The organism is Paenibacillus sp. FSL W7-1332 (assembly GCF_037969785.1).
In the GTDB taxonomy this organism is placed as follows: Bacteria; Bacillota; Bacilli; order Paenibacillales; family Paenibacillaceae; genus Paenibacillus_AQ.
The window spans coordinates 5,945,690-5,967,374 of sequence record NZ_CP150209.1 but is presented as its reverse complement, the minus strand read 5'-3'; the positions used below and the strand labels follow the sequence as shown (position 1 = coordinate 5,967,374).

Here is a 21,685-nt window from a genome sequence, read left to right as displayed (position 1 = left end):
TGATGACCTTTCTCTACTTTGAGAAAGGTCTTCTTGCGTTTATACAGTCTAACGCTCTTTCTCACAGCTTTTTTATGGATGTATCATTTCATATTTCGAAGGAGTGAGCCACGATGCCAATTAAAATTCCGGATGCCTTGCCGGCAAAGGAAGTTCTGGCTGGAGAAAACATTTTTGTCATGGATGAGAGTCACGCATTTCATCAGGATATCCGCCCATTGCGGATCGCTATTTTGAACCTGATGCCTACCAAGGAAACGACGGAGACCCAACTGCTGCGATTGATCGGTAACTCCCCGCTCCAGGTGGATGTTGTCCTTCTTCACCCGAGTTCGCACATTTCGAAGAATACGTCGGCTGAGCATCTGAAATCATTTTACAAAACCTTTGAAGAAGTGAAGAACCGTCGCTTTGACGGCATGATCATTACAGGAGCTCCGGTCGAGCAGTTGGAGTTTGAAGAAGTGAATTACTGGGATGAGCTTACTGAAATTTTTGAATGGACCAAGACGCATGTGACCTCCACGCTCCATATCTGCTGGGCATCGCAAGCCGGACTTTATTATCATTACGGCGTGCCGAAATACAGCCTCGAGGAAAAATGCTTCGGCGTATTTCCGCATACGATCAATGAAACATGTACCAAGCTGCTCCGCGGATTTGACGAAATGTTCTTTGTTCCGCATTCCCGTCATACGGAAGTTCGGCGCGAGGACATTACAGGCATTGACGATTTGGTCATCCTGTCCGAGTCCGAGGAAGCAGGCATTTATTTGGTATCAAGCCGGGATGGAAAGCAGATTTTTGCCACGGGGCATTCCGAGTATGATGCGGACTCTCTGAAGTGGGAGTATGACCGGGACGTTGCCAAGGGCATGGACATCGAACTGCCGCGGAACTATTACCCGAATAATGATCCAACAAGGACGCCTCCGTCCATATGGCGGGCGCATGCAAACTTATTATTTACTAATTGGCTCAATTACTATGTATATCAGGAAACGCCATACGATATTGGTCCGCAAATATAGCAGTATACGGGAGGAGAGTTTGTGATGGAGAAGAAACCTTTTAATATAGAGAGCCGGCTGGCACAGATCGGCTCGGTGCAAGAACCGGTAACCGGAGCCGTGAATTTTCCGATTTATCAGGCTACGGCATACCGCCATCCCAAATTAGGCCAGAGCACGGGGTTTGACTACGCCCGTACGAAAAATCCGACCCGGTCGGTACTGGAGGACGCCTGCGCCGAGCTGGAATCCGGCGATGCCGGCTTTGCTTGCAGCTCGGGCATGGCTGCCCTTCAGACGATTTTTGCTTTGTTCGGTCAAGGGGACCATCTGATTGTATCGCTGGATCTGTATGGTGGGACGTATAGGCTGCTGGAGCGGATTATGTCCAAGTTCGGCGTTACAGCTACGTACGTGGATACGAATGACCTGGATGCGCTGGAAGGGGCAAGAAGGCCCAACACGAAGGCTGTATTTATCGAAACGCCGACCAATCCGCTTATGATGATTACGGATATCGAAGCCGTCTGTACATGGGCAAGGCACCATCAACTGATCAGCATTGTGGATAATACGCTGCTTACTCCATATTTCCAAAGACCCATCGAGCTTGGGGCGGATATCGTTATACATAGCGCCACCAAGTATTTGGGAGGACATAACGATGTGCTGGCGGGGATCATCGTAACGAAGGGCAAGGAACTATCGGAGGAGATGGCTTTCCTTCATAACTCCATCGGCGCTGTGTTAAGCCCGACGGATTCCTATCAGCTGATGAGAGGAATGAAGACGCTTGCGCTGCGTATGGATCGGCACGAGACGAATGCAACCGCAGTGGCAACGTTTTTGACAACTCACCCGGCGATCGGCGAGGTGTATTATCCTGCCCTGCCGGACCATCCGGGACATGACATCCAGAATCGTCAATCCAGCGGCAACACGGGCATCTTCTCCTTCAAGGTGAAGGACGCCCGTTATGTGGAGCCCGTGCTGCGGCACATTAAGCTGATTGCGTTCGCAGAAAGCCTGGGGGGCGTTGAGTCCCTGATGACATACCCTGCTGTTCAGACCCATGCGGACATCCCGCTTGAGATTCGGGAAGCAATCGGCGTGGATGACCGCTTGCTCCGGTTCTCGGTCGGCATCGAGCATGCGGATGACTTGATCGCGGATTTGGATGCTGCACTGAGCGCGGCCATGGCTGAAGTGGAAGGGAGCACGGGAGAATGAGCATCGATAAAGGTCCATCCGGATTGGAAACGCAAACCAAGCAGTTAGCTGCTAAACGGGGACACGAGGAAGAACTGCGTTTCGAGACAAAACTATTGCATTTCGGCGGGGAAATCGACCGGGCAACCGGCGCCTCAAGCGTTCCGATCTATCAAGCCTCGACGTTTCACCATGAAGACATCTTTAACCCGCCGCAACACGATTACAGCCGTTCCGGCAATCCGACTCGGCAGGCGCTGGAGGATTATATCGCCCTTTTGGAGGGAGGCGTACGCGGTTTCGCTTATGCTTCCGGTATGGCAGCGATCTCCAGCTCGTTCATGCTGCTCAGTGCGGGGGATCATATGATCGTGACGGAGGATGTGTACGGCGGAACCTACCGCTTGCTGACCAGCATTTTAAGCCGTATGGGCATCGAGAGCACCTTCGTGGACATGACCGATCTGGATCAGGTGAAGGCGGCCCTCAAAGCGAATACGAAAGCCGTCTATATGGAAACCCCTTCAAACCCGACCCTGAAAATTACCGACATTGGTGCGGTGACGGATTGGGCGAAGGAGCATGGCCTGCTTACCCTGCTGGATAATACGTTCATGACGCCGTTTTACCAGCGTCCGATTGAATTCGGCGTGGATATCGTGATCCATAGCGCGACCAAATTCCTTGGCGGGCACAGCGATGTGCTGGCAGGTCTCGCGGTAGCCAGAACCGAGGAGCTGGGAGACCAACTGAAGCAGCTGCAAAATGGTTTGGGCACGGTCCTTGGGGTCCAGGATTCCTGGCTCCTTATGCGCGGAATGAAAACACTCAGCACACGTATGGCCCACTCCGAGCAAAGCGCGGCCAAGCTGGCGGCCTGGCTGCAAGGGAGAAGCGACATTGAGCAAGTGTACTACCCTGGCCTCTTGAATCATCCGGGACGTGAAGTCCATGAGAAGCAATCGAGCGGTTATGGCGCGGTCATCTCTTTTGACGTCGGCTCAGGCGAACGCGCCAAGCACGTGCTGAACCATGTGAAGCTGCCGCTGGTAGCGGTCAGCCTGGGAGCCGTGGAGAGCATCCTGTCGTATCCGACAATGATGTCGCATGCGGCCATGGGCGAGAAGGTTCGGCATGAACGCGGAATTACGGATGGCTTGCTTCGTTTCTCGGTCGGACTCGAGGATGTGGACGATCTGATTGCTGATCTGGATCGGGCTTTTGCTGCCAGTTACTAAAGATTTGCCAAATCATAGAATTCGGCATCCTGTCACGGACGGGATGTCGTTTTTAATGCCGGATTGTGGTAGGATGAGATAGAAAAAGTTTTGCTGGTGATTTGTTATTTTGCTCTAAGTAGGGAGGCTGCAAGAATGAGTGCGGTAAACCGTATATTGGATAAAGCTTTACGCGGTGAGCGTTTGAACCTGGAAGATACCGTAACGCTTTTTGAAAGTGATGAGATTGAGAAAATTGGTCATGCGGCGGATGTGATGACAAAGCGTCTGCATCCGGATCCTATCACGACATTTGTTATCGGCCGGAATATCAATTACACAAACATATGTGATGTATTCTGCCGTTTTTGCGCTTTTTATCGCAGACCCGGCTCTTCCGAGGGCTATGTACTGCCCGATGAAACAATCTTCCAGAAGATTCAGGAAACCGAGGATGTGAACGGTACTGAGATTCTGATGCAGGGCGGCGTTAATCCGGATTTGCCTTTCAATTATTATACCGACCTGCTTCGCAACATTAAGAAGCGGTTTCCTAACATCACGATGCATTCGTTCTCCCCGGCGGAAATTATGAAAATGGTGGAGATCTCCGGGCTTACGCTCGAAGAGGTGATGCGCGAGCTTCACAGCGCGGGTCTGGACTCATTGCCTGGCGGCGGGGCCGAGATTTTGGATGATCGTATCCGCAAAAAGGTCAGTCGACTGAAAGGCACATGGCGCAAGTGGATGGATGTCATGCAAACGGCCCATAAAGTCGGCATGAACACGACGGCTACCATGGTGATCGGTCTGGGCGAAACGATGGAAGAGCGTGCGCTACATATGCTTCGCGTACGTGATGCGCAGGATGAATGCATTCAGAACGGTTATGATTCCAAAGGCTTCCTGGCCTTCATTCCATTTACGTTCCAGCCGGACAATACGAACCTTAAGCGCGAGCGCGAAACGCCGGAGGCGTACTTGAAGACGGTAGCCATCGGTCGCTTGGCGATCGATAACGTTCCGAATCTGCAGTCGTCCTGGGTAACGATGGGACCTGAAATCGGCAAGCTGTCACTCAGCTACGGCTGTAATGACTTTGGCAGCACGATGATGGAGGAGAACGTGGTTTCTTCCGCAGGAGCCGTCTATAAGGTCAATATTGAATCGATTATTCAATTGATCCGGGAGACCGGCAACATCCCGGCTCAACGCAACACCCGGTATGATATTCTGCGCGTGTTCGAAGATAACAGCACCGTTGAGCGCGACTTCGTCATGCAGAACTAATTCTATACTTCATGAAGATCCGTAAGGCGGGCCGAGCAACTCGGTCCGCCTTTTTAATTTGGATCAGAGAGTATGTGCGTTGATGGACATATTTAGGATGCGGCCGTTGATTAGATATTTTCCGGACTTGCTTGTTTTTCCAAGCAGGAGTTCCGTATATCCCCGAGCGGGTCCCCATATACTGAAAAGGGAACTCGAAAGGAGTGATTCCATGGAACTGTTCAGCATTTCTGTCGGTACACGGACGGAAGACGAGAAAAAGGCTTTTCACCGTATATTGTCAGACAAGCAGAAAGAGCTACATAAACAATGCAAGCAGCTGAAATTCACATTCAGCGCTTCGGATGACCGCGTGATTTGGACGTGCTCCGGCAAGCTTCCGCTGTCCTCATGGACCGCATCGGCCGACACGCTGCGCCGGCTCACTGCCGAAGCAGTCACTGCTTATATTATGGAAGAGAAAGAGCAGGAGATTGCTGCACGGTTAATGTTCTCGGAATTCGAGTTTGATGATGAGGAAGAAGCGGGGCGGATCCTGCAGTGGTTTTTGATGCTCCTGCAAAAAGAGGAAGGCCCGTCCGGGGACTTCTGGCAGAGCCGCAGACGCAAGCTGTCGGAAGGCATATATCAATGCCTGAACGAGGCGCCTGAGCTTAATCTGGATGGGTTTATAACCTTCCGGCTTCAGTCTTATGAACAGGAGCTCCGCGAGATGGCGGAGTATGCAGTGGATGAATTTATGCTGGATCAGCAGTACGAGGAGTTCGTCAGTCTGCTGAAATATTTTGTTTATTTTCAGGAGCCCAAAATGCCGCTGGTTCACGTCATTCATAAGGGGGAGGAAGAGTTCCTGCTGCTGGATGGCAATCTTCGCCCGATTGAACGCCCTCGGGATGAAGGACTCGTTATGGAAAGGCTGGACCAGGATATGGAGATTGAAGATATGGTGGTCAGTACGCTGATTTCGGTATCTCCGGCCCGCATGATTATCCACACGAGGCAGCCTGAGCTTCCCGTCATCGTGACGTTGGCCCATATCTTTGATAACCGCGCCGAAGTATGCTGCAGCTGTCCCGAATGCAGCGCGCTTCTCGGTAGCGGACGAATGATGACTTGACGCATCGAAGCGGTCAGGATTATAATTACTGATAAATTCACGTAAAAGCTCTGACAAAGACATGAATCAATTTTGGATTTGACCGCTCAGAGAGAGGAAACCTCGGCTGCAATTTCCTCCGGTTCACCATTGATTTACCCCTTTGTAGCTGTGTCGTCGAACCCGCACGTCATGATGAATGCGGATGAGTAGGCTTCACCGGTTCATGACCGTTACTCAATGCTGATGAAGGATCTTAATCGTTTATGTACCCAGTACATAAGGTGATGAAAGAGATCGAATTAGGGTGGAACCACGGGTATAACACTCGTCCCTTCGCGGGACGGGTGTTTTTTGCATGTTCCGGTATCTTTCGTTGAAGTCTTGGCGGGCACCTCAGCGGTCCATGCCTGTCTTCGCGGGGAGACTAACGCGTCCTTCATATATGGAAGAAACGTGAAATTCTTTTTCTTGGGAGGAATACAAGGTGGCTATTAGCATTAAATTGCCTGACGGCTCCGTACGGGAGTATGAGGCGGGCAGCAGTATTGAGGATGTGGCTGCTTCAATCAGCAGCGGACTTCGAAAGAATGCGGTCGCAGGAAAAATGGACGGGATCGTCGTGGATCTTTCGACACCGCTTCAGGACGGAGCTTTGATCGAGATCGTAACGCAGGATACGCCCGAAGGGCTTGAAGTGATGCGTCATAGTACAGCGCATTTGCTGGCTCAAGCGACCAAGCGTTTGTATGGAGCCAAAGAAGTAAAGCTGGGCGTGGGTCCGGTCATTGAGGACGGCTTCTACTATGACATGGATCTGGAAGAGCCTTTGAATCCGGAGGACCTGCAAAAGATCGAGAAGGAAATGGAACGCATTATCGGCGAGAATCTTCCGATTGTCCGCAAGGAAGTAAGCCGTGCGGAAGCGCTGCGCATCTTCGGCGAGCTCGGGGATCCGTACAAGCTGGAATTGATCAATGCCCTGCCTGAGGACAACGTTATTACGATCTATGAGCAAGGCGAGTTCTTTGATCTCTGTCGTGGACCTCATGTCCCTTCAACCGGCAAGATCAAAGTATTCAAGCTCATGAACGTGGCGGGCGCATACTGGCGCGGCGACAGCAAGAACAAAATGCTTCAGCGCGTTTACGGTACGGCGTTTGTGAAAAAAGCGCAGCTCGATGAGCATCTTCATCTGCTGGAAGAAGCCAAGAAGCGTGATCATCGTAAGCTGGGCAAGGAATTGCAAATGTTTACGTTCTCTCAGCTTGTTGGACAAGGCCTGCCGATCTGGCTGCCAAACGGTGCGAAATTGCGCCGTACCCTGGAGCGTTATATCGTGGACATGGAAGAGCGCCTCGGGTACCAGCACGTGTACACGCCTGTGCTCGGAAACGTGGAACTGTACAAAACCTCCGGTCACTGGGAGCACTATCAGGAGGATATGTTCCCGAAAATGGAGATGGACAACGAGGAGCTTGTTCTTCGTCCGATGAACTGTCCTCACCATATGATGGTATATAAGAGCGATATGCACAGCTACCGGGATCTGCCGATCCGTATTGCTGAGCTTGGCATGCAGCACCGCTATGAAATGTCCGGTGCACTGACCGGCTTGCATCGGGTGCGCGCGATGACGTTGAACGACTCGCATATTTTCTGCCGTCCGGATCAGATCAAGGAAGAGTTTGCACGGGTCATTCAGCTGATCATGACGGTTTATAAGGACTTTGGCATCCATGACTACCGCTTCCGTCTTTCTTACCGGGATCCGCAGGATACCGAGAAGTATTTCCAGAATGATGAAATGTGGGAAATGTCCCAGCGCATGCTGCGCGAAGTTGTCGAAAGCCTGGATATGCCGTTCTATGAGGCCGAAGGCGAAGCTGCCTTCTACGGTCCGAAGCTCGACGTTCAGATCCGTACGGCTCTAGGCAAGGAAGAGACGCTGTCAACCGTTCAGCTCGACTTCCTGCTGCCTGAGCGCTTTGAACTGGAATATGTCGGCGACGATGGCCAGAAGCATCGTCCGGTCGTGATCCACCGCGGTATTCTGGGCACCATGGAACGCTTCACTGCGTTCTTGCTTGAGAATTTTGCGGGTGCGCTGCCGCTGTGGCTGTCACCGGTACAGGTGAAAGTCATTCCGGTCTCCAATGCCTTTGAGGATTATGCCAAGGAAGTGGCCGAGAAGCTTCAATTCGCCGGTATCTCCGTAGAGCCGGATCTTCGAAACGAGAAGCTGGGCTACAAGATTCGGGAAGCGCAGCTCGAGAAGATTCCTTACATGTTCATCGTTGGCGAGAACGAGAAAAATGCTGGTGCGGTTTCCGTTCGCAAACGCGGCGAAGGGGATATCGGGGCCCAGCCGCTCGACGAGATCATCCTCAAGCTTCGTGAAGAAATTAACACCCACGTCGTTTAAGTTTAGCTTTAAGCTTAAGTAACGTAGGGACATGCAAACCTCTGCCATCACGTATATTCTTTTTGGGAAGTGGGAACCCTCGCTAGTAAGGGGGAGGTACTCACATGATCCAATGGAAAAAATGGCAGAGGTTTTTTGCTGGTTTTATTTTATCAGCCGTCTTGTTCAGTGCAGGTTCTTCAATAGTAGATGCCCATAATCTGATTCTAAGCGAATCCTATGATTCAACAGACTTAAGAAATGTGTATGATCCGTCCGGGGAATTTCAAGGCTCCGATTACGTGGAAATGTCTCGCTTCTATGCGCTTCGAGTAGCAGGTTTTAGCGATATGAATAGATACTTGGATGTTCCGGATACGGGGCCTAAGGCCAGCGTGCCTGGCAAGAAACGCGAATCCATGCCCGTGCTTGCTCCTAGGGAGGACCAGGTGCTGCATACGGTGAAGGTCACCGCTACGGGCTATACGGCAGGTTATGAATCGACCGGGAAGAAGCCGGGACATCCTCAATATGGAATCACCTATTCCGGGGTGAAGGTGAAGCGGGATCGAAATACGCTATCAACGATTGCCGCGGATCCGGATGTTTTTCCGCTTGGCAGTATTCTCTATATACCGGGTTATGGTTATGGAATCGTAGCGGATATCGGATCAGCGATCAAAGGGCAAAAAATCGATCTTTATTTCTCCACAACCAAACAAGTGTTTAAGGAGTGGGGGAAGAAGGACGTCGAGGTACAGGTCATTAAAACCGGAAGCGGCAAATGCACGGAGGAAATGCTCAGAACCCTGGATAACGCGATCGAGACCTATCGTTTCCTGCCGGCATCCGTTTTGGAGGAAGCCATTTAGGGTGATTTTGGCGCGTAGATTGGCAGTAAACATTTAAGAATAATGCCTCCCTGTTCATCACATACTACTTTTCGGGGGCCAAACCCCTGAAGAGGATGATGGTATTGCATATGAACAGGGAGGTGAATACTGTGGCTAAAAAGAACAAGGTACAAGAGAACTTTAAAACGCCGAATGAAAAGTTTAACGCTGAGTTTGCTGAAGATACCAGCATAGCCAGCAACCCAAAAGGGAATTCCAAAGTTCAAGAGAACTACAAAAAACCGAACGAGAAGTTTGATGCTGAGTTTGGCGAACTGAACACACCAGGGGACCATCCAACAAACCGTTAAGGTGTAGATGCCAGCGCCCGTTCGTGCAAAAATAAGACCTCCGCTTTAGCGGGGGTCTTTTATTATGGCTCTACTTCCATTTTTATCCATGGACTCCGTCTCTAGACCGAGATCAACTTCATTCCACCGCCGCTAACCTGTTCATCGCAATATGTTGTACACTGTAGTTAAGAAAAAATAGAACTGGAAGGCAAGGGGATGACCATGAGTAGAAAAGGATGGAGCCAGCTTAGCAACGGATTGCTGCTCATCGGTATTGGTGTGGTGTTTCTTCTAAATCAGCTTGATATGATACATGTGGACCTTGGTTATATATTCTCGACTTTTTGGCCGGTGTTCATCATCTGGTTCGGGCTGCAAAGCTTAATTTATGCCCGCGGAGGGGCACTATGGGGCTCTGTCGTGCCGATCATTATCGGGTCGTATTTTCTTGGAAGAAACCTGAATTTGATTGACTTCTCGTTTGGCGATCTGATCAAGTATGCGATTCCTATTATCTTGATTGGGTTTGGACTGCAGGTCATTTTCAAACCGAAACCTCATACGCCGCCGCCATCGCCGCCAAGTCCGGATGACTTTAGCTCGCATCGTAGCGAGCATTACAACATTCCCGATCCGCCTGAAGCGCGTCCGCTGGATTCTTCCCTGGATGAAGAATTCGAACGGAGATTTGGCAAGCCAGACAAGGCTGACAAGTCTGAGAATATCCTGCCCGATCGCGAACCAGGATCACCGGATTTTCATGAGCAGGGCAAGGGTTACCGCTGGCAGGGACAGCATCAGGATCGCCCGCGCCAGGAGCATCAGGATCGCAGCAAGTTCAGAGTTCATGTGGATTTTGACGATAACGGCAAAAGCTACGGCAACGGATCGGATTATAAGGATGAACAGCACCAACATCAACACCATCATCATCAATCTTGGCACAGCCATGATGCGGTGAACAAGTCCTCTTTTATCGGGGACGTGCATATGGGAAAAGATTATTTTCAGCTGAAGCCGACAAATATCTCCCAGTTCATCGGTGATACGGTGCTGGATCTGACCAAAGCTCAAATCCCTTACGGAGAAACGAAAATCAACATCTCGGCGTTTATCGGGGATGTCAAGGTATTCGTTCCTAATGATTCGGATGTCGGCATTCATGTCACGACCAACTCCTTCATTGGCGATATGAAGGTGCTGGAGGAAAGCCGCAGCGGCTTTATGAGCAATGCCGGACTGGAAAGCCCGCATTACAGGGAAGCCGGTAAGAAAATACGCATCACCGTCAGCGTATTTATCGGTGATGTCAAAGTGAATAGGGTAGGATAACGGTTATGATGGGAATATTGAAAAATACCAAATGGGTGATACTGTTTTACTTTCTGTTGATTGGAGCCGGGGTTGCTGTTTTCCTGTATACAGCAAACCAATCCGGCTACATACATATTGAAGATAACCGGCTGTGGGTGTATTACACGGTCGGTGTACTTCTGTTTACGGGGATTGCGGGATACATCGCGGGGCAGCGCATTCAGCGACCGCTGGACCTGCTCCATCTGAACATGCTGCAGGTTGCCAAAGGAAATCTGAATGTGCGGCTGCCGGCTATGGAAGACGGTTCTTTTGCCAGAGTATACGATGAGTTTAACGGAATGACGGAAGCGCTGGAGAAGAAGATGAAGCTGCTGCAGCGCCTGGGCGAGCAGGATGTCATTGAGAAAGAGATCGCCGCGGAAGCCGCCGTGCTTGAGGAACGACGCCGGATGGCAAGGGATTTGCATGATACGGTCAGTCAGCAGTTGTTCGCGATTCATATGTCGGCTTCATCGCTTCCGGCGGTTCTGAAGAGAAACCCGGAGCACGGCGATAAAGTGCTCGGTCAGTTGATTGAGATGTCTCACGTGGCACAGAAGCAGATGCGGGCGCTGATTGCACAGCTTCGGCCTGTTGAACTGGAAGGAAGAACCCTGGAGGAGGCACTCGAACGGTGGTTTCCGGATTACTGCCGCCAAAATGGCCTGAAGGGCATGAAGGATGTGGAGCTCTACGGCGGGGTATCCGATGCAATTGAGCATCAGCTGTTCCTGATTATCCAGGAAGCCGTAGCCAACATTGTGAAACATGCCGGTGCAAGCCTTGTCAGCATGTCGCTTCGTGAGGATCAGAAACGCGTTATTTTAAGCATCAGCGACGACGGGATCGGGTTTGACGAGGTGGCAGGCAAGCAGGGCTCATACGGGCTGTCCACGATGCGTGAGCGAGCCGAGAAGCTTGGTGGCCAGGTCGATATCATAAGCAAAAAGGGTGCAGGAACGACAGTTCGCGTAAATATTCCGCTATTTGAGGCCGAGGGTAGTCAGGGACCGGCTGCGGAAGAGAGCAAGGAACAGGAAGAGCTGGCTGAGCCAGTGGAGTAGAGAGGGGACAACATCATTATGGGTACGATTCGGATATTGCTGGCGGATGATCATGATATGGTTCGTATGGGATTAAAAACGTATTTGTCGCTGGATCCGGGATTTGAAGTGATCGGAGAGGCAGCAAACGGCCAAGAGGTTGTTGATATGTTAAGAAATGGAGATGAGGCAGACCGGCCTGATCTCATTCTTATGGATCTGATGATGCCGGTGATGAACGGGGCAGAGACCACGCGTGCGGTCATGTCCGAGTTCCCGGACCAGAAGATTGTGATTCTGACCAGCTTTCTAGAAGATGAGCTTGTGGTTGAGTGCATTGAGGCGGGGGCTGTCAGTTATGTACTGAAGACCGTTTCAGCTGACGAACTCATCTACGCTCTTCAGGGAGCGTTCAGGGGGATGCCGGTCATGACCAAAGACGTGTCGGAAGCACTCACCCGCGGGATCCGCCGACATATGGTGAACGGCGATGATTCCGGGCTTACCGAGCGCGAGAAAGAAGTGCTGCTGCTCATTGCCGAGGGCAAGAGCAACAAAGAGATCGGCGAAGAGCTGCATATCAGCATTAAAACGGTTAAAACTCATGTCAGCAATCTGCTGATGAAGTGTGAGCTGGAAGACCGCACGCAATTGGCGATTTATGCCCACCGGAAGGGATGGGTCAAAATATAGCGATTCCATTCGGATCAGATTCCCTTGACGCCGCCCGGCTTTCTTTTTATCTGCCTTTTAATTGTTTTTAAGGTACTATTAAGGTTTATAGTACACAATAAGAACAGTTAATCAATTAAACCACTTGGAAGCAAGTGATTTTAAATAGGAGGTAGACCTATGGACGACCAAAGAAAGCGCTACGGGTATCCGGATGATGAGGGAATGAACAATGAGTCGAATAACAATGAAGCACCGAGACGTGAGGAAGCATCCACGAAGAATTCGTCTTATTACTATTCTTACGGACCGTTTCAGTCCATACCCAATGAACGCGATGATCAGCAGACGGAGCGACCATATCAGAGCCGGGAATCGCAGGAAGTGGAGGTTACCGCTCCGCAGCCGGTTAAACCGATACCATCCTCCGGTTTCTCGCAGTCACATTCCTCCGGAAGCCAAGGGGGCGGCGGGTCTATGGATTCGATGAAAAGAAACAAAGAATGGAACTACAGCCAGAAGCCTAAAAATTCCGTGAAGACGGTGCTGTTGTCCTTCTTGGCAGGTGTCCTCGTGATCTCAAGCCTGATGTTTGCCGCGGACCGCACGAATCTGTTTACGCCGGATGCGGCGTATTCATCGGAGCCAGCCCATGAAACTTCAGCTAGCGTTGATGATAACGGCGGAGCTACTACGGCATCGGCCATGATTCCTTCTAATCCGGGCGATGTATCGGCGGTTGTTGACCAGGCAAGTCCAGCCGTCGTGCTGATCGAGACGCTTGTAAACAGCAGCAATCGTCAAAGCACGAATCCGAACATGAATGATCCGTTCTGGTACTTCTTTGGCGGCGGACAATCGAGCCAGGGAGGAAATGGCGGAAACGGTGGAAGCAGCAACAACGGAGGTCAGGAATCCCAGCTTCAGCCTTCAGGCATCGGCTCGGGCTTCATCTTTGAGAAGTCGGGATACATTTTGACGAATGAGCATGTGATCCATGGCGCAGATGTGATCCAAGTGACGGTTCAGGGTACCAAAAAGCCATATGAAGCGAAGCTGCTCGGTTCCAGCTATGAGCTCGATTTGGCCGTTCTGAAAATCGAAGGGGCCGATTTTCCATCGGTGCAGCTAGGCGACTCCAACTCGCTGAAGGTCGGTGAATGGCTTGTTGCCATCGGTAACCCGCACGGTTTTGAGCATACGGTAACCGCAGGCGTACTTAGCTCGAAGGAACGCGAGATCGATATTCAAGGGACGAATGGTGAAGCTGAACGGAATTACGAGCATCTTCTGCAAACCGATGCTTCGATTAATCCGGGTAACTCCGGTGGACCGCTTCTCAATCTGAAGGGGGAGGTTATCGGGATGAACGTAGCCGTCAGCGCGGAAGCGCAAGGGATCGGATTTGCGATTCCGTCCAGCACGATCAAGGAAGTTGTGGAATACCTGAAGAACAACGAGGAAGTTCCGAAAGAGCCGGTTCCGTTTATCGGGGCAACCTTGGGAACGGTCACTCCGCAAATTGCCCAGTCCCTGGGGACCGACGTAACGGAAGGTTCTTATGTTGACGGTGTCGTATTCCGATCGCCGGCTTATGAAGCGGACCTGCGTCAATATGACATCATTGTGGGCGTGGACGGGACGAAATATCCGACCTCGAAGGATCTAATTGAATTGATACAATCGAAGAAGGTTGGAGACAAAATTACGCTGAATGTGGTTCGTAACGGCAAGAAGATTGATCTGCCGCTTACGATCGGCGATAAGAACCAATTCGATTTAACCCAACAGCAGCAACAACCGTAACCCTGGATATGTGTGACAACAAGCGGAAGGGACCGTTCCCTTCCGCTTGTCTTGTCCTTAAGACGACCGATATAATGGGATTGTAACGTCGTACTAAATTTAACGCTAGAAGATAGAGGAGATGCCGCTATGCGATCCCGGATATTAATTGTAGATGATGATGAGAAGATTATTTCGATGCTGCGCAGGGGACTTGCGTTTGAGGGCTATGACGTCCTGACCGCATCCAACGGAGCGGAAGGTTTGAAAGTGATTTTGAGTGAGGACCCGGACGTTGTCGTTCTGGATGTCATGATGCCTCAGGTCGATGGATTTGAAGCGCTGCGCAGACTCCGGGAAGGCGGAAGCACGACACCGGTGCTGATGCTGACGGCGAAGGATGAGGTGGAGAATCGGGTCAAGGGACTGGATACCGGAGCGGATGATTACTTAGTCAAACCCTTCGCGCTGGAGGAGCTGCTCGCCCGCGTACGGGCCTTGCTGCGCCGCAAAACCGGGGATGATAGCTCTAACCACCGACTGACCTTCGAGGATCTCGTGATGGATACCGATGCAAGGGAAGTCATTCGCAGCGGGCAAAGACTGGAGCTCACCGCCAAGGAATTTGAGCTGCTGCATCTGTTTATGCAAAATCCGAAGCGGGTGCTGTCCCGCGATTTAATCATGGATAAAATATGGGGCTATGACTACAGCGGGGAGTCCAACGTGCTGGAGGTTTACATCGCCATGCTCCGGCAAAAGACCGAGGAACATGGAGGTAAACGGCTGATCCAGACGATTCGCGGAGCCGGCTATATTTTAAGAGGAGATAACTAGCATGTCCATTCGGTTAAGACTGACAGCATGGTATACCGGCATTTTATTTGTGACACTGCTGATTTTCAGCTCGGCGGTGTATGGCTTTGTCCATTTGTATACGTATGAGGAGTTTAAGCAGCGATTGAAGCAAGAGGCAAATAAAATCGGATATACCGACGGAGCGGTCTCTCTATTACCCGATCGTAAATCTGAAAAAAATTTAGAGGCTGCTGATTTATATGTGCAGCTGTATACCTTTTACAATGGTGCAATTTGGAAATCAGGGAATATGGAGTTTAGCGGCCTCCAATTTGAGCTGCCTTCAGTTCAAAAAGCATTAAGCTCGGATCAGCAATATAAGCGCTTCTCGGTTCAGGGAAATTCGTTTCTTCTGCTGGAGGCGCCTGTATTTGAAGAGTATACTGGTAAGTTATTTGGCTGGCTGCAAATCGGTGCCAGTACAAGGCTAATCGACCAGACAATGGACCGTCTGCAATCGATCCTGATTATGGGGTCCGCCGCAACGCTGGTCATTGCTTCCACTTTTGGCTTGTTCCTCGCCCGGAAATCCATGAAACCAATCGGCAAGGTCACGGAGGCGGCGGAGCAGATCCAGAAGGGGACCGACCTCAGCGTACGTATCGAATACGATGGGCCCGAGGACGAGATCGGTCAGTTAATCGGCACGTTTAACGGGATGCTTGAGAGAACGGAAAGCTTTTTCAAAGAGCTTGAAGATGCCTATGCGGCCCAGCGCCGGTTTGTATCGGATGCTTCCCATGAACTCCGAACGCCGCTGACCACCATCCGGGGGAATGTGGATCTCCTCCAGAAGATGTGGACGGAAGCCCCTGGCGAGAGAGCGAATATGGACGAAGAAACGATCAAGCAAATCTCGTTCGAAGCTGTGGGAGATATATCCGATGAAGCGAAGCGGATGAGTCGGCTGGTGAACGATATGTTATCTCTGGCGCGAGCCGATACCGGCCAGACCTTTGAACTGAATCCGGTTCCTCTGCAGCCTTTGGTTGAAGAGGTCGCACGGCGCGCTCATTTCCTTGATAAAACCGCTGAGTGGCATGTCGGAGAGCTGTCTGTCCTGAACGGTGTTTATGTAGAAGGAAATAAGGACTACTTGCAGCAGATGCTGTTCATCTTTATCGAGAATGCATTCAAGTATACGCCGGAGGGTGAAGTCAGCCTGGATGTCGTCCTGTACAAGGGTCAGGTCGGGCTGCGAATTTCGGATACGGGGATCGGCATGGATAAGGATGAGGTTCCGTTTATATTCGAGCGTTTCTATCGCGCGGATCAGTCCAGAGGCATCACGAGCGGGACCGGACTTGGTTTATCCATCGCCAAATGGATTATTGATGAGCACAAGGGCTCTGTCGAGGTTGTTACCCGAAGAGGGGAAGGCAGCACCTTTATCGTCTGGCTGCCCGTCGTCTTTGCTCCTCCGCTGGAATAGGTTATAATAGAATGGATACTTTACGTATGACAACGGAAAGCAGGTGAGGATCATCGAAGTCTTGAAAATATCACCGAGAGGTTACTGTTACGGTGTCGTTGACGCTATGGTCTTGGCACGTCAGGCGGCCCAGAATCTGGATCTTCCTCGGCCTATTTATATATTGGGCATGATTGTGCATAACAGTCATGTCACGCAATCCTTTGAGGATGAAGGCATCATTACCCTGGACGGTCCGAACCGGATGGAAATCCTGAGCCAGGTGGAGAGCGGCACCGTCATATTTACCGCACACGGGGTCTCTCCCGAAGTACGCAAGCTTGCGCGAGATAAAGGTTTAACCACGCTCGACGCAACATGTCCGGATGTTACGAAAACCCATGATTTGATCCGGGAGAAGGCAGCGGACGGGTATGAGATCATTTATATCGGGAAGAAGGGACATCCCGAACCGGAAGGCGCGATCGGGATTGCACCGGATCACGTGCATCTGATCGAGAAGGAAGAAGAGATCGAACAGCTTCAGGTCAAATCGTCCCGAATCATCATTACGAACCAGACAACGATGAGTCAATGGGACATCAAGCATATCATGAAGAGTCTGCTCGATAAATTTCCGGGGGCGGAGATTCATAATGAAATCTGCCTTGCAACACAAGTTCGGCAGGAGGCTGTAGCCGAGCAAGCGGGCCAGGCGGATTTGGTCATCGTGGTCGGCGATCCGCGCAGCAATAACTCAAACCGTCTTGCACAGGTATCCGAAGAGATAGCCGGCGTACCGGCTCACCGCATTGGCGATGTGACGGAGCTTAAACGCGAATGGCTTGAAGGCGTAGGCAAAGTGGCTGTGACATCAGGGGCATCAACACCGACTCCGATTACCAAGGAAGTCATCGCCTATTTGGAACAGTATGAACATGATCAGCCGGAAACCTGGGAGATCAAGCGCACGGTGAATATGAATAAATTGCTTCCGCCTGTACGGGTGAAGAGCAAGTCATAAGAATTTTAATACAACGGTTGCGATCAATCGCAACCGTTGTATTTTTGTTGATATCGGTGTGTCCTTAATATGATCCCGTCATCGTTATAGTTAACAGCCATAGGTTTGAATTGTGTATTCCGCCGTTATTAATTGATTAGTATCATTTTTCATGATCACTCGGTTAAATGTTGATAGAGCTTATGGATACTTCCCCTTGCAGTGAATGGTGGAACAACTGTTCATGTGAAATGAACTTGACACTATTGACGCTAGGGGAATTTCTATGTCCGGGATTAAGATGCCAGGGTGAATGAGACTACCTGCCCCGTTAAAGGAGCTTTTTTGGGGTTTCTCATCCCTCCCGTAAGCTGTAAGCGTTTTAATTTTCGATTGAATAATATCATTTTTCGTTGAATAGGCAAATGTTTATATGGGATCATTTATTCTACAATGTTAGACATCAGGTAAAACTTCATGGCATAGAACACACGGGGGGTTGGACATGGCGCAAATATCCGTAGAACAGGAAACTGTTCCAAAACGGAAGAGAGACAACGGATTCATTCGCTTTTTTAAACAGTGGGATATTCAGTTAATGGTACTTCCCGCTCTCGCACTCATTTTTATTTTCAGTTATATACCGATGTACGGTATTCTGATGTCGTTTCAGGATTTTAATATCTTCAAAGGCATGGGAGACAGCCCTTGGGTAGGGATGAAGCATTTCCGGATGTTCTTTGAGTCTCCAGAGTTTATGAACGTGATGCGAAACACTATCGTTATCAGCTTACTCAAGTTTTTGGTCGGCTTTCCAGCTCCGATCCTGCTTGCGCTGATGCTGAATGAAGTGCGACATCTGTTCTTCAAGAGATTGGTTCAGACCGTCAGTTATTTACCCCATTTCTTATCCTGGGTTATCGTATCAGGGTTTGTGGTTTCCTTGCTTTCTACCGATAACGGAAGCGTAAACATTCTGATGGAAAAAATGAATTTGATTAAAGAACCGATTAATTTCCTATCCATTCCTGAATACTTCTGGGCGATCCTGGTAACCACAGGGGTTTGGAAAGAAATCGGATTCTCCTCCATCGTTTACTTGGCCGCAGTTGCGGGAGTGGATCCTCATATGTACGAAGCGGCAGATATGGATGGTGCGAGCAAATTCAGACAGATTTTCACGATTACATTACCATCCATCATGCCTGTTGTTATCATCTTTATGATTCTTGCAATAGGTAACCTGCTCACTGCAGGTTTTGAGGATATTTTGCTCTTGGCTAAGAACCCTGTCTTAAGAGAGGTATCCGACGTAATTGATACTTATGTATACCGGATCGGTATTGAAAACTCCAGGTTCTCCTATGCAACGGCTGTAGGCTTGTTCAAAGCGGTAATCAGCGTGATGCTTCTGACAATTGCTAACGTGATTGCACGCAGATCAGGTAACAGTCTATGGTAAACGAACATGGTGATGAAGGGAGCGGTTAGACTTGGTGCGTTTAGGATTCGGTGATCGTTTCATGATGATCATGATTTATATCTTTCTAGCATTTTTGGCCTTTGTGACGTTTTATCCTTTTTGGAACGCTCTTGTGGTTTCCTTTAACTCTGGAGCCGATACATCGCTTGGGGGAGTCACATTCTGGCCGAGGGATTTTACTTTGGAAAACTACGGCATCGTATTTCAGGATAAACGCCTGCTGAATGGCTTCGGAATATCGGTAGCCCGTACGATTGTGGGAACCATAACTTCGATTCTAGTGACCTCCATCTTCGCTTATGGCATGACCAAACGCGAACTGATCGGTCGTAAATATTACATGATTATGTGTATAGTCACCATGTATTTCGGTGGTGGTTTGATACCAAGCTTCATGCTGATTCGTGGTCTGGGCTTGATGGATTCGTTCTGGGTATTCATCATTCCTGGTTTGGTAAGTGTATGGAACATGATTATCTTCCGTACCTTCTTTGCAGGGTTGCCTAATGGCTTGGAAGAGTCGGCAAAAATTGACGGGGCGGGCAATTGGGGGATCTTCTTTAAGATTATCCTGCCGCTATCCGGTCCGGTTATTGCAACGTTGTCTTTGTTCACGGCAGTATCACACTGGAATGAATGGTTCCTACCGAGTATTTACATCAATAAAGAAGAATTGCTGCCCATTCAGACGATATTGCGTCAAATACTGAATTCCAACATTATGTCTGAACAGATGAGCAATTTGGACTCGGCATCTCAGGCCGCTTTATCTCGAATGCAGAGTGTGACAACGAAATCGTTGTCCATGGCAACAATGATTGTCGCTACGGTTCCGATCATCATGGTATACCCTTTTGTACAGAAGCATTTTGTTAAGGGAGTACTGGTGGGATCGTTGAAAGAGTAGCACATGTATGGCAAGCAATCCTGTTGTTTGAAGCTTAGCTTTAGACATAAATATCAAGGGGAATTATGAAAGGGGAAATTAGAGAATGAGGCTCAGAAAAAAATCTTTGGCCACATCGGTTACTGCGTTGTTAGCAGCGGCTTTAATGCTGTCAGCATGCAGCGGTGGCACTAAGACAGCCAACCCGACTCCTAGCGACAATGGAACCAGCACACCGCCAACAGAAGCAGCATCAGACAAGTTTGTACTGGGCGAGCAACCGCTTGATTTTAGTTTTTATGGTCACTATGACTGGTACACGATGCCAACATGGGGAGAAGATGCCGCAACGAAATGGATTAAAGAGAATAAAAAAGTCGATGTAAAAGCGGTTAACTCCCAAGGTAATGCTCAACAAAAATTCAACACGATGATTGCTTCCGACGAGCTTCCTGATGTTATTTGGCTGGAGCGGGGATCGGATGTTGAAAAATTGAGAGAAAACGGCATGCTCGTACCTTACGATGACTACTTGGATAAATATCCGAACTTGAAGGAATGGTTGGGTGAGGCGGGAATCAACATGCTTCGTTCCCCTGACGGCAAGCTGTATCAATTCCCTAACTGGTACACCAGCCAACCGAACGGTAATGCTGGTTATGTAGTCAACAGTAAAATTTATAAAGAGCTTGGCGAGCCTAAGCTGGAAACAACGGACGATTTGACTAAATACCTGGAAGCTGTCAAGGCGAAATACGGAAACTCTGTAGTTCCTTATGAACCAGGTATTGAAGGACAAGGGATTGATGTGTTGTACTCTGCTTTCAAAGAGGATGCAATGACACGATGGATTACCATTCGTGGTGTGCCTAACGGAGATAAATTGACTTCGATCTTTACGGATCCAACATATCGCGAATCGATGCAATATGCAGCGAAGCTGTTCCGTGATAAACTGATTTCTCAAGATGCATTGACTCAAACCGCTGACCAAATCAAGGAAAAAGTAATGACAGGCCGCGTTGCTGTATATGCAGCTTCCAGCCCGACTGAAAATGCAATGAACGCACATGCGGAACTCGTTGCCAAAGATCCGGAAGCCGGTTATTTCATGATCTGGCCGATTCATAAGGAAGGTCTGGACAAGAATAAAATCTTCCCGGGAACCTATACTCAACTGGGTTGGAACGTAAGCGTTATTACGAAAGCTGCAAAAAATCCTGAAGCGATCTTTGCTTTCCTGGACTGGTATACAGGTCCTGAAGGTCAAACACTGTTAATGTGGGGACCGGAAGGCGGATATTGGGATGGATATGAAGAAGATGGTATAACGCCTAAGTTTACTGAGAAATATGTTACGGATGCTGCGGGTCTTGGCAAGTTGCAAGCGGAAACAACAAACCTCCAGTGGAACGGAAACACGGTATTTATTGATACAGCAAAAGCGAAATACGAAAGCACATTGCCAGAAGAAGAGCGTAACTGGTCAACTCGTTGGCAGTATGAAATAACTTGGAAAACTCAAGCAAATGCAACGGAATTCATCAATCTTGATCCGGCCCCAGAAAGCGAAGAAGGTATTATCCGCCAGCGTGTAGAAGATATCTACACAGAAGCTAGAGCGAAGGCGCTGTTTGCGAAGGACGATGCAGAAGTACTGGCTGTCTTGGACAAAGCAGAAGCGGATGCTCAAGCAGCTGGCTATGATAAACTTCTTGCATTCAAAACAACGAAATGGCAAGAAAACTTGGCTCAAATGAATGGTCAAAAGTAGAA

At 49.6% G+C, this 21,685-nt stretch carries 18 protein-coding genes; all 18 read left to right on the top strand.

The window, feature by feature from the left end; translation table 11 throughout:
• Positions 1-113 precede the first annotated feature (113 nt).
• On the top strand, positions 114-1,031 hold the full coding sequence (metA, locus tag MKX98_RS26960) for a homoserine O-succinyltransferase (RefSeq protein WP_339219476.1): 918 nt from the start codon (positions 114-116) through the stop codon (positions 1,029-1,031).
• A 24-nt stretch (positions 1,032-1,055) separates the two neighbouring features.
• The gene (locus MKX98_RS26955) at positions 1,056-2,240 is read left to right on the top strand and encodes a PLP-dependent transferase (RefSeq protein ID WP_339219474.1); all 1,185 of its coding nucleotides are present in this window, start codon (positions 1,056-1,058) and stop codon (positions 2,238-2,240) included.
• Positions 2,237-3,457 (top strand): aminotransferase class I/II-fold pyridoxal phosphate-dependent enzyme, encoded by a 1,221-nt coding sequence (locus MKX98_RS26950; protein ID WP_339219472.1) that lies wholly within the window; start codon positions 2,237-2,239, stop codon positions 3,455-3,457. Before MKX98_RS26955 ends, MKX98_RS26950 begins: the two co-directional genes overlap by 4 nt.
• A gap of 135 nt (positions 3,458-3,592) precedes the next feature.
• Positions 3,593-4,726, top strand: a complete 1,134-nt coding sequence (gene mqnC / locus MKX98_RS26945) for a cyclic dehypoxanthinyl futalosine synthase (RefSeq protein ID WP_339219470.1) — start codon at positions 3,593-3,595, stop codon at positions 4,724-4,726.
• Positions 4,727-4,937: 211 nt separating this feature from the next.
• On the top strand, positions 4,938-5,843 hold the full coding sequence (locus MKX98_RS26940; protein ID WP_113057619.1) for a putative sporulation protein YtxC: 906 nt from the start codon (positions 4,938-4,940) through the stop codon (positions 5,841-5,843).
• A 466-nt stretch (positions 5,844-6,309) separates the two neighbouring features.
• The gene (gene thrS / locus MKX98_RS26935; RefSeq protein WP_339219469.1) at positions 6,310-8,247 is read left to right on the top strand and encodes a threonine--tRNA ligase; all 1,938 of its coding nucleotides are present in this window, start codon (positions 6,310-6,312) and stop codon (positions 8,245-8,247) included.
• 104 nt (positions 8,248-8,351) lie between these two features.
• Positions 8,352-9,098: a 3D domain-containing protein gene (locus MKX98_RS26930; protein WP_071222715.1), complete on the top strand. Its 747-nt coding sequence runs from the start codon at positions 8,352-8,354 to the stop codon at positions 9,096-9,098.
• A gap of 131 nt (positions 9,099-9,229) precedes the next feature.
• Positions 9,230-9,430: a hypothetical protein gene (locus MKX98_RS26925; protein ID WP_194544309.1), complete on the top strand. Its 201-nt coding sequence runs from the start codon at positions 9,230-9,232 to the stop codon at positions 9,428-9,430.
• A gap of 198 nt (positions 9,431-9,628) precedes the next feature.
• A complete protein-coding gene (gene liaF / locus MKX98_RS26920) occupies positions 9,629-10,744 on the top strand; it encodes a cell wall-active antibiotics response protein LiaF (RefSeq protein WP_339219468.1) in 1,116 nt (371 codons plus the stop codon).
• A 5-nt stretch (positions 10,745-10,749) separates the two neighbouring features.
• Positions 10,750-11,832 (top strand): sensor histidine kinase, encoded by a 1,083-nt coding sequence (locus tag MKX98_RS26915; RefSeq protein WP_194544307.1) that lies wholly within the window; start codon positions 10,750-10,752, stop codon positions 11,830-11,832.
• Between the two features lie 18 nt (positions 11,833-11,850).
• Entirely contained in the window at positions 11,851-12,504 is a 654-nt protein-coding gene (locus MKX98_RS26910) for a response regulator transcription factor (protein WP_071217857.1), read from the top strand.
• Between the two features lie 159 nt (positions 12,505-12,663).
• The gene (locus MKX98_RS26905) at positions 12,664-14,289 is read left to right on the top strand and encodes a trypsin-like peptidase domain-containing protein (protein ID WP_339219465.1); all 1,626 of its coding nucleotides are present in this window, start codon (positions 12,664-12,666) and stop codon (positions 14,287-14,289) included.
• Between the two features lie 129 nt (positions 14,290-14,418).
• Positions 14,419-15,105 carry a response regulator transcription factor gene (locus MKX98_RS26900; RefSeq protein WP_113057613.1) on the top strand — a complete coding sequence of 229 codons (687 nt, stop codon included), beginning with the start codon at positions 14,419-14,421 and terminating at the stop codon, positions 15,103-15,105.
• Position 15,106: 1 nt separating this feature from the next.
• Positions 15,107-16,558 (top strand): HAMP domain-containing sensor histidine kinase, encoded by a 1,452-nt coding sequence (locus tag MKX98_RS26895; protein ID WP_339219464.1) that lies wholly within the window; start codon positions 15,107-15,109, stop codon positions 16,556-16,558.
• 52 nt (positions 16,559-16,610) lie between these two features.
• Entirely contained in the window at positions 16,611-17,561 is a 951-nt protein-coding gene (locus MKX98_RS26890; protein WP_071218136.1) for a 4-hydroxy-3-methylbut-2-enyl diphosphate reductase, read from the top strand.
• 484 nt (positions 17,562-18,045) lie between these two features.
• Positions 18,046-19,002 carry an ABC transporter permease subunit gene (locus MKX98_RS26885; RefSeq protein ID WP_194544302.1) on the top strand — a complete coding sequence of 319 codons (957 nt, stop codon included), beginning with the start codon at positions 18,046-18,048 and terminating at the stop codon, positions 19,000-19,002.
• A gap of 31 nt (positions 19,003-19,033) precedes the next feature.
• Positions 19,034-19,930 carry a carbohydrate ABC transporter permease gene (locus tag MKX98_RS26880; RefSeq protein ID WP_194544301.1) on the top strand — a complete coding sequence of 299 codons (897 nt, stop codon included), beginning with the start codon at positions 19,034-19,036 and terminating at the stop codon, positions 19,928-19,930.
• A gap of 85 nt (positions 19,931-20,015) precedes the next feature.
• On the top strand, positions 20,016-21,683 hold the full coding sequence (locus MKX98_RS26875) for an extracellular solute-binding protein (RefSeq protein ID WP_216530589.1): 1,668 nt from the start codon (positions 20,016-20,018) through the stop codon (positions 21,681-21,683).
• Positions 21,684-21,685: the final 2 nt, after the last annotated feature.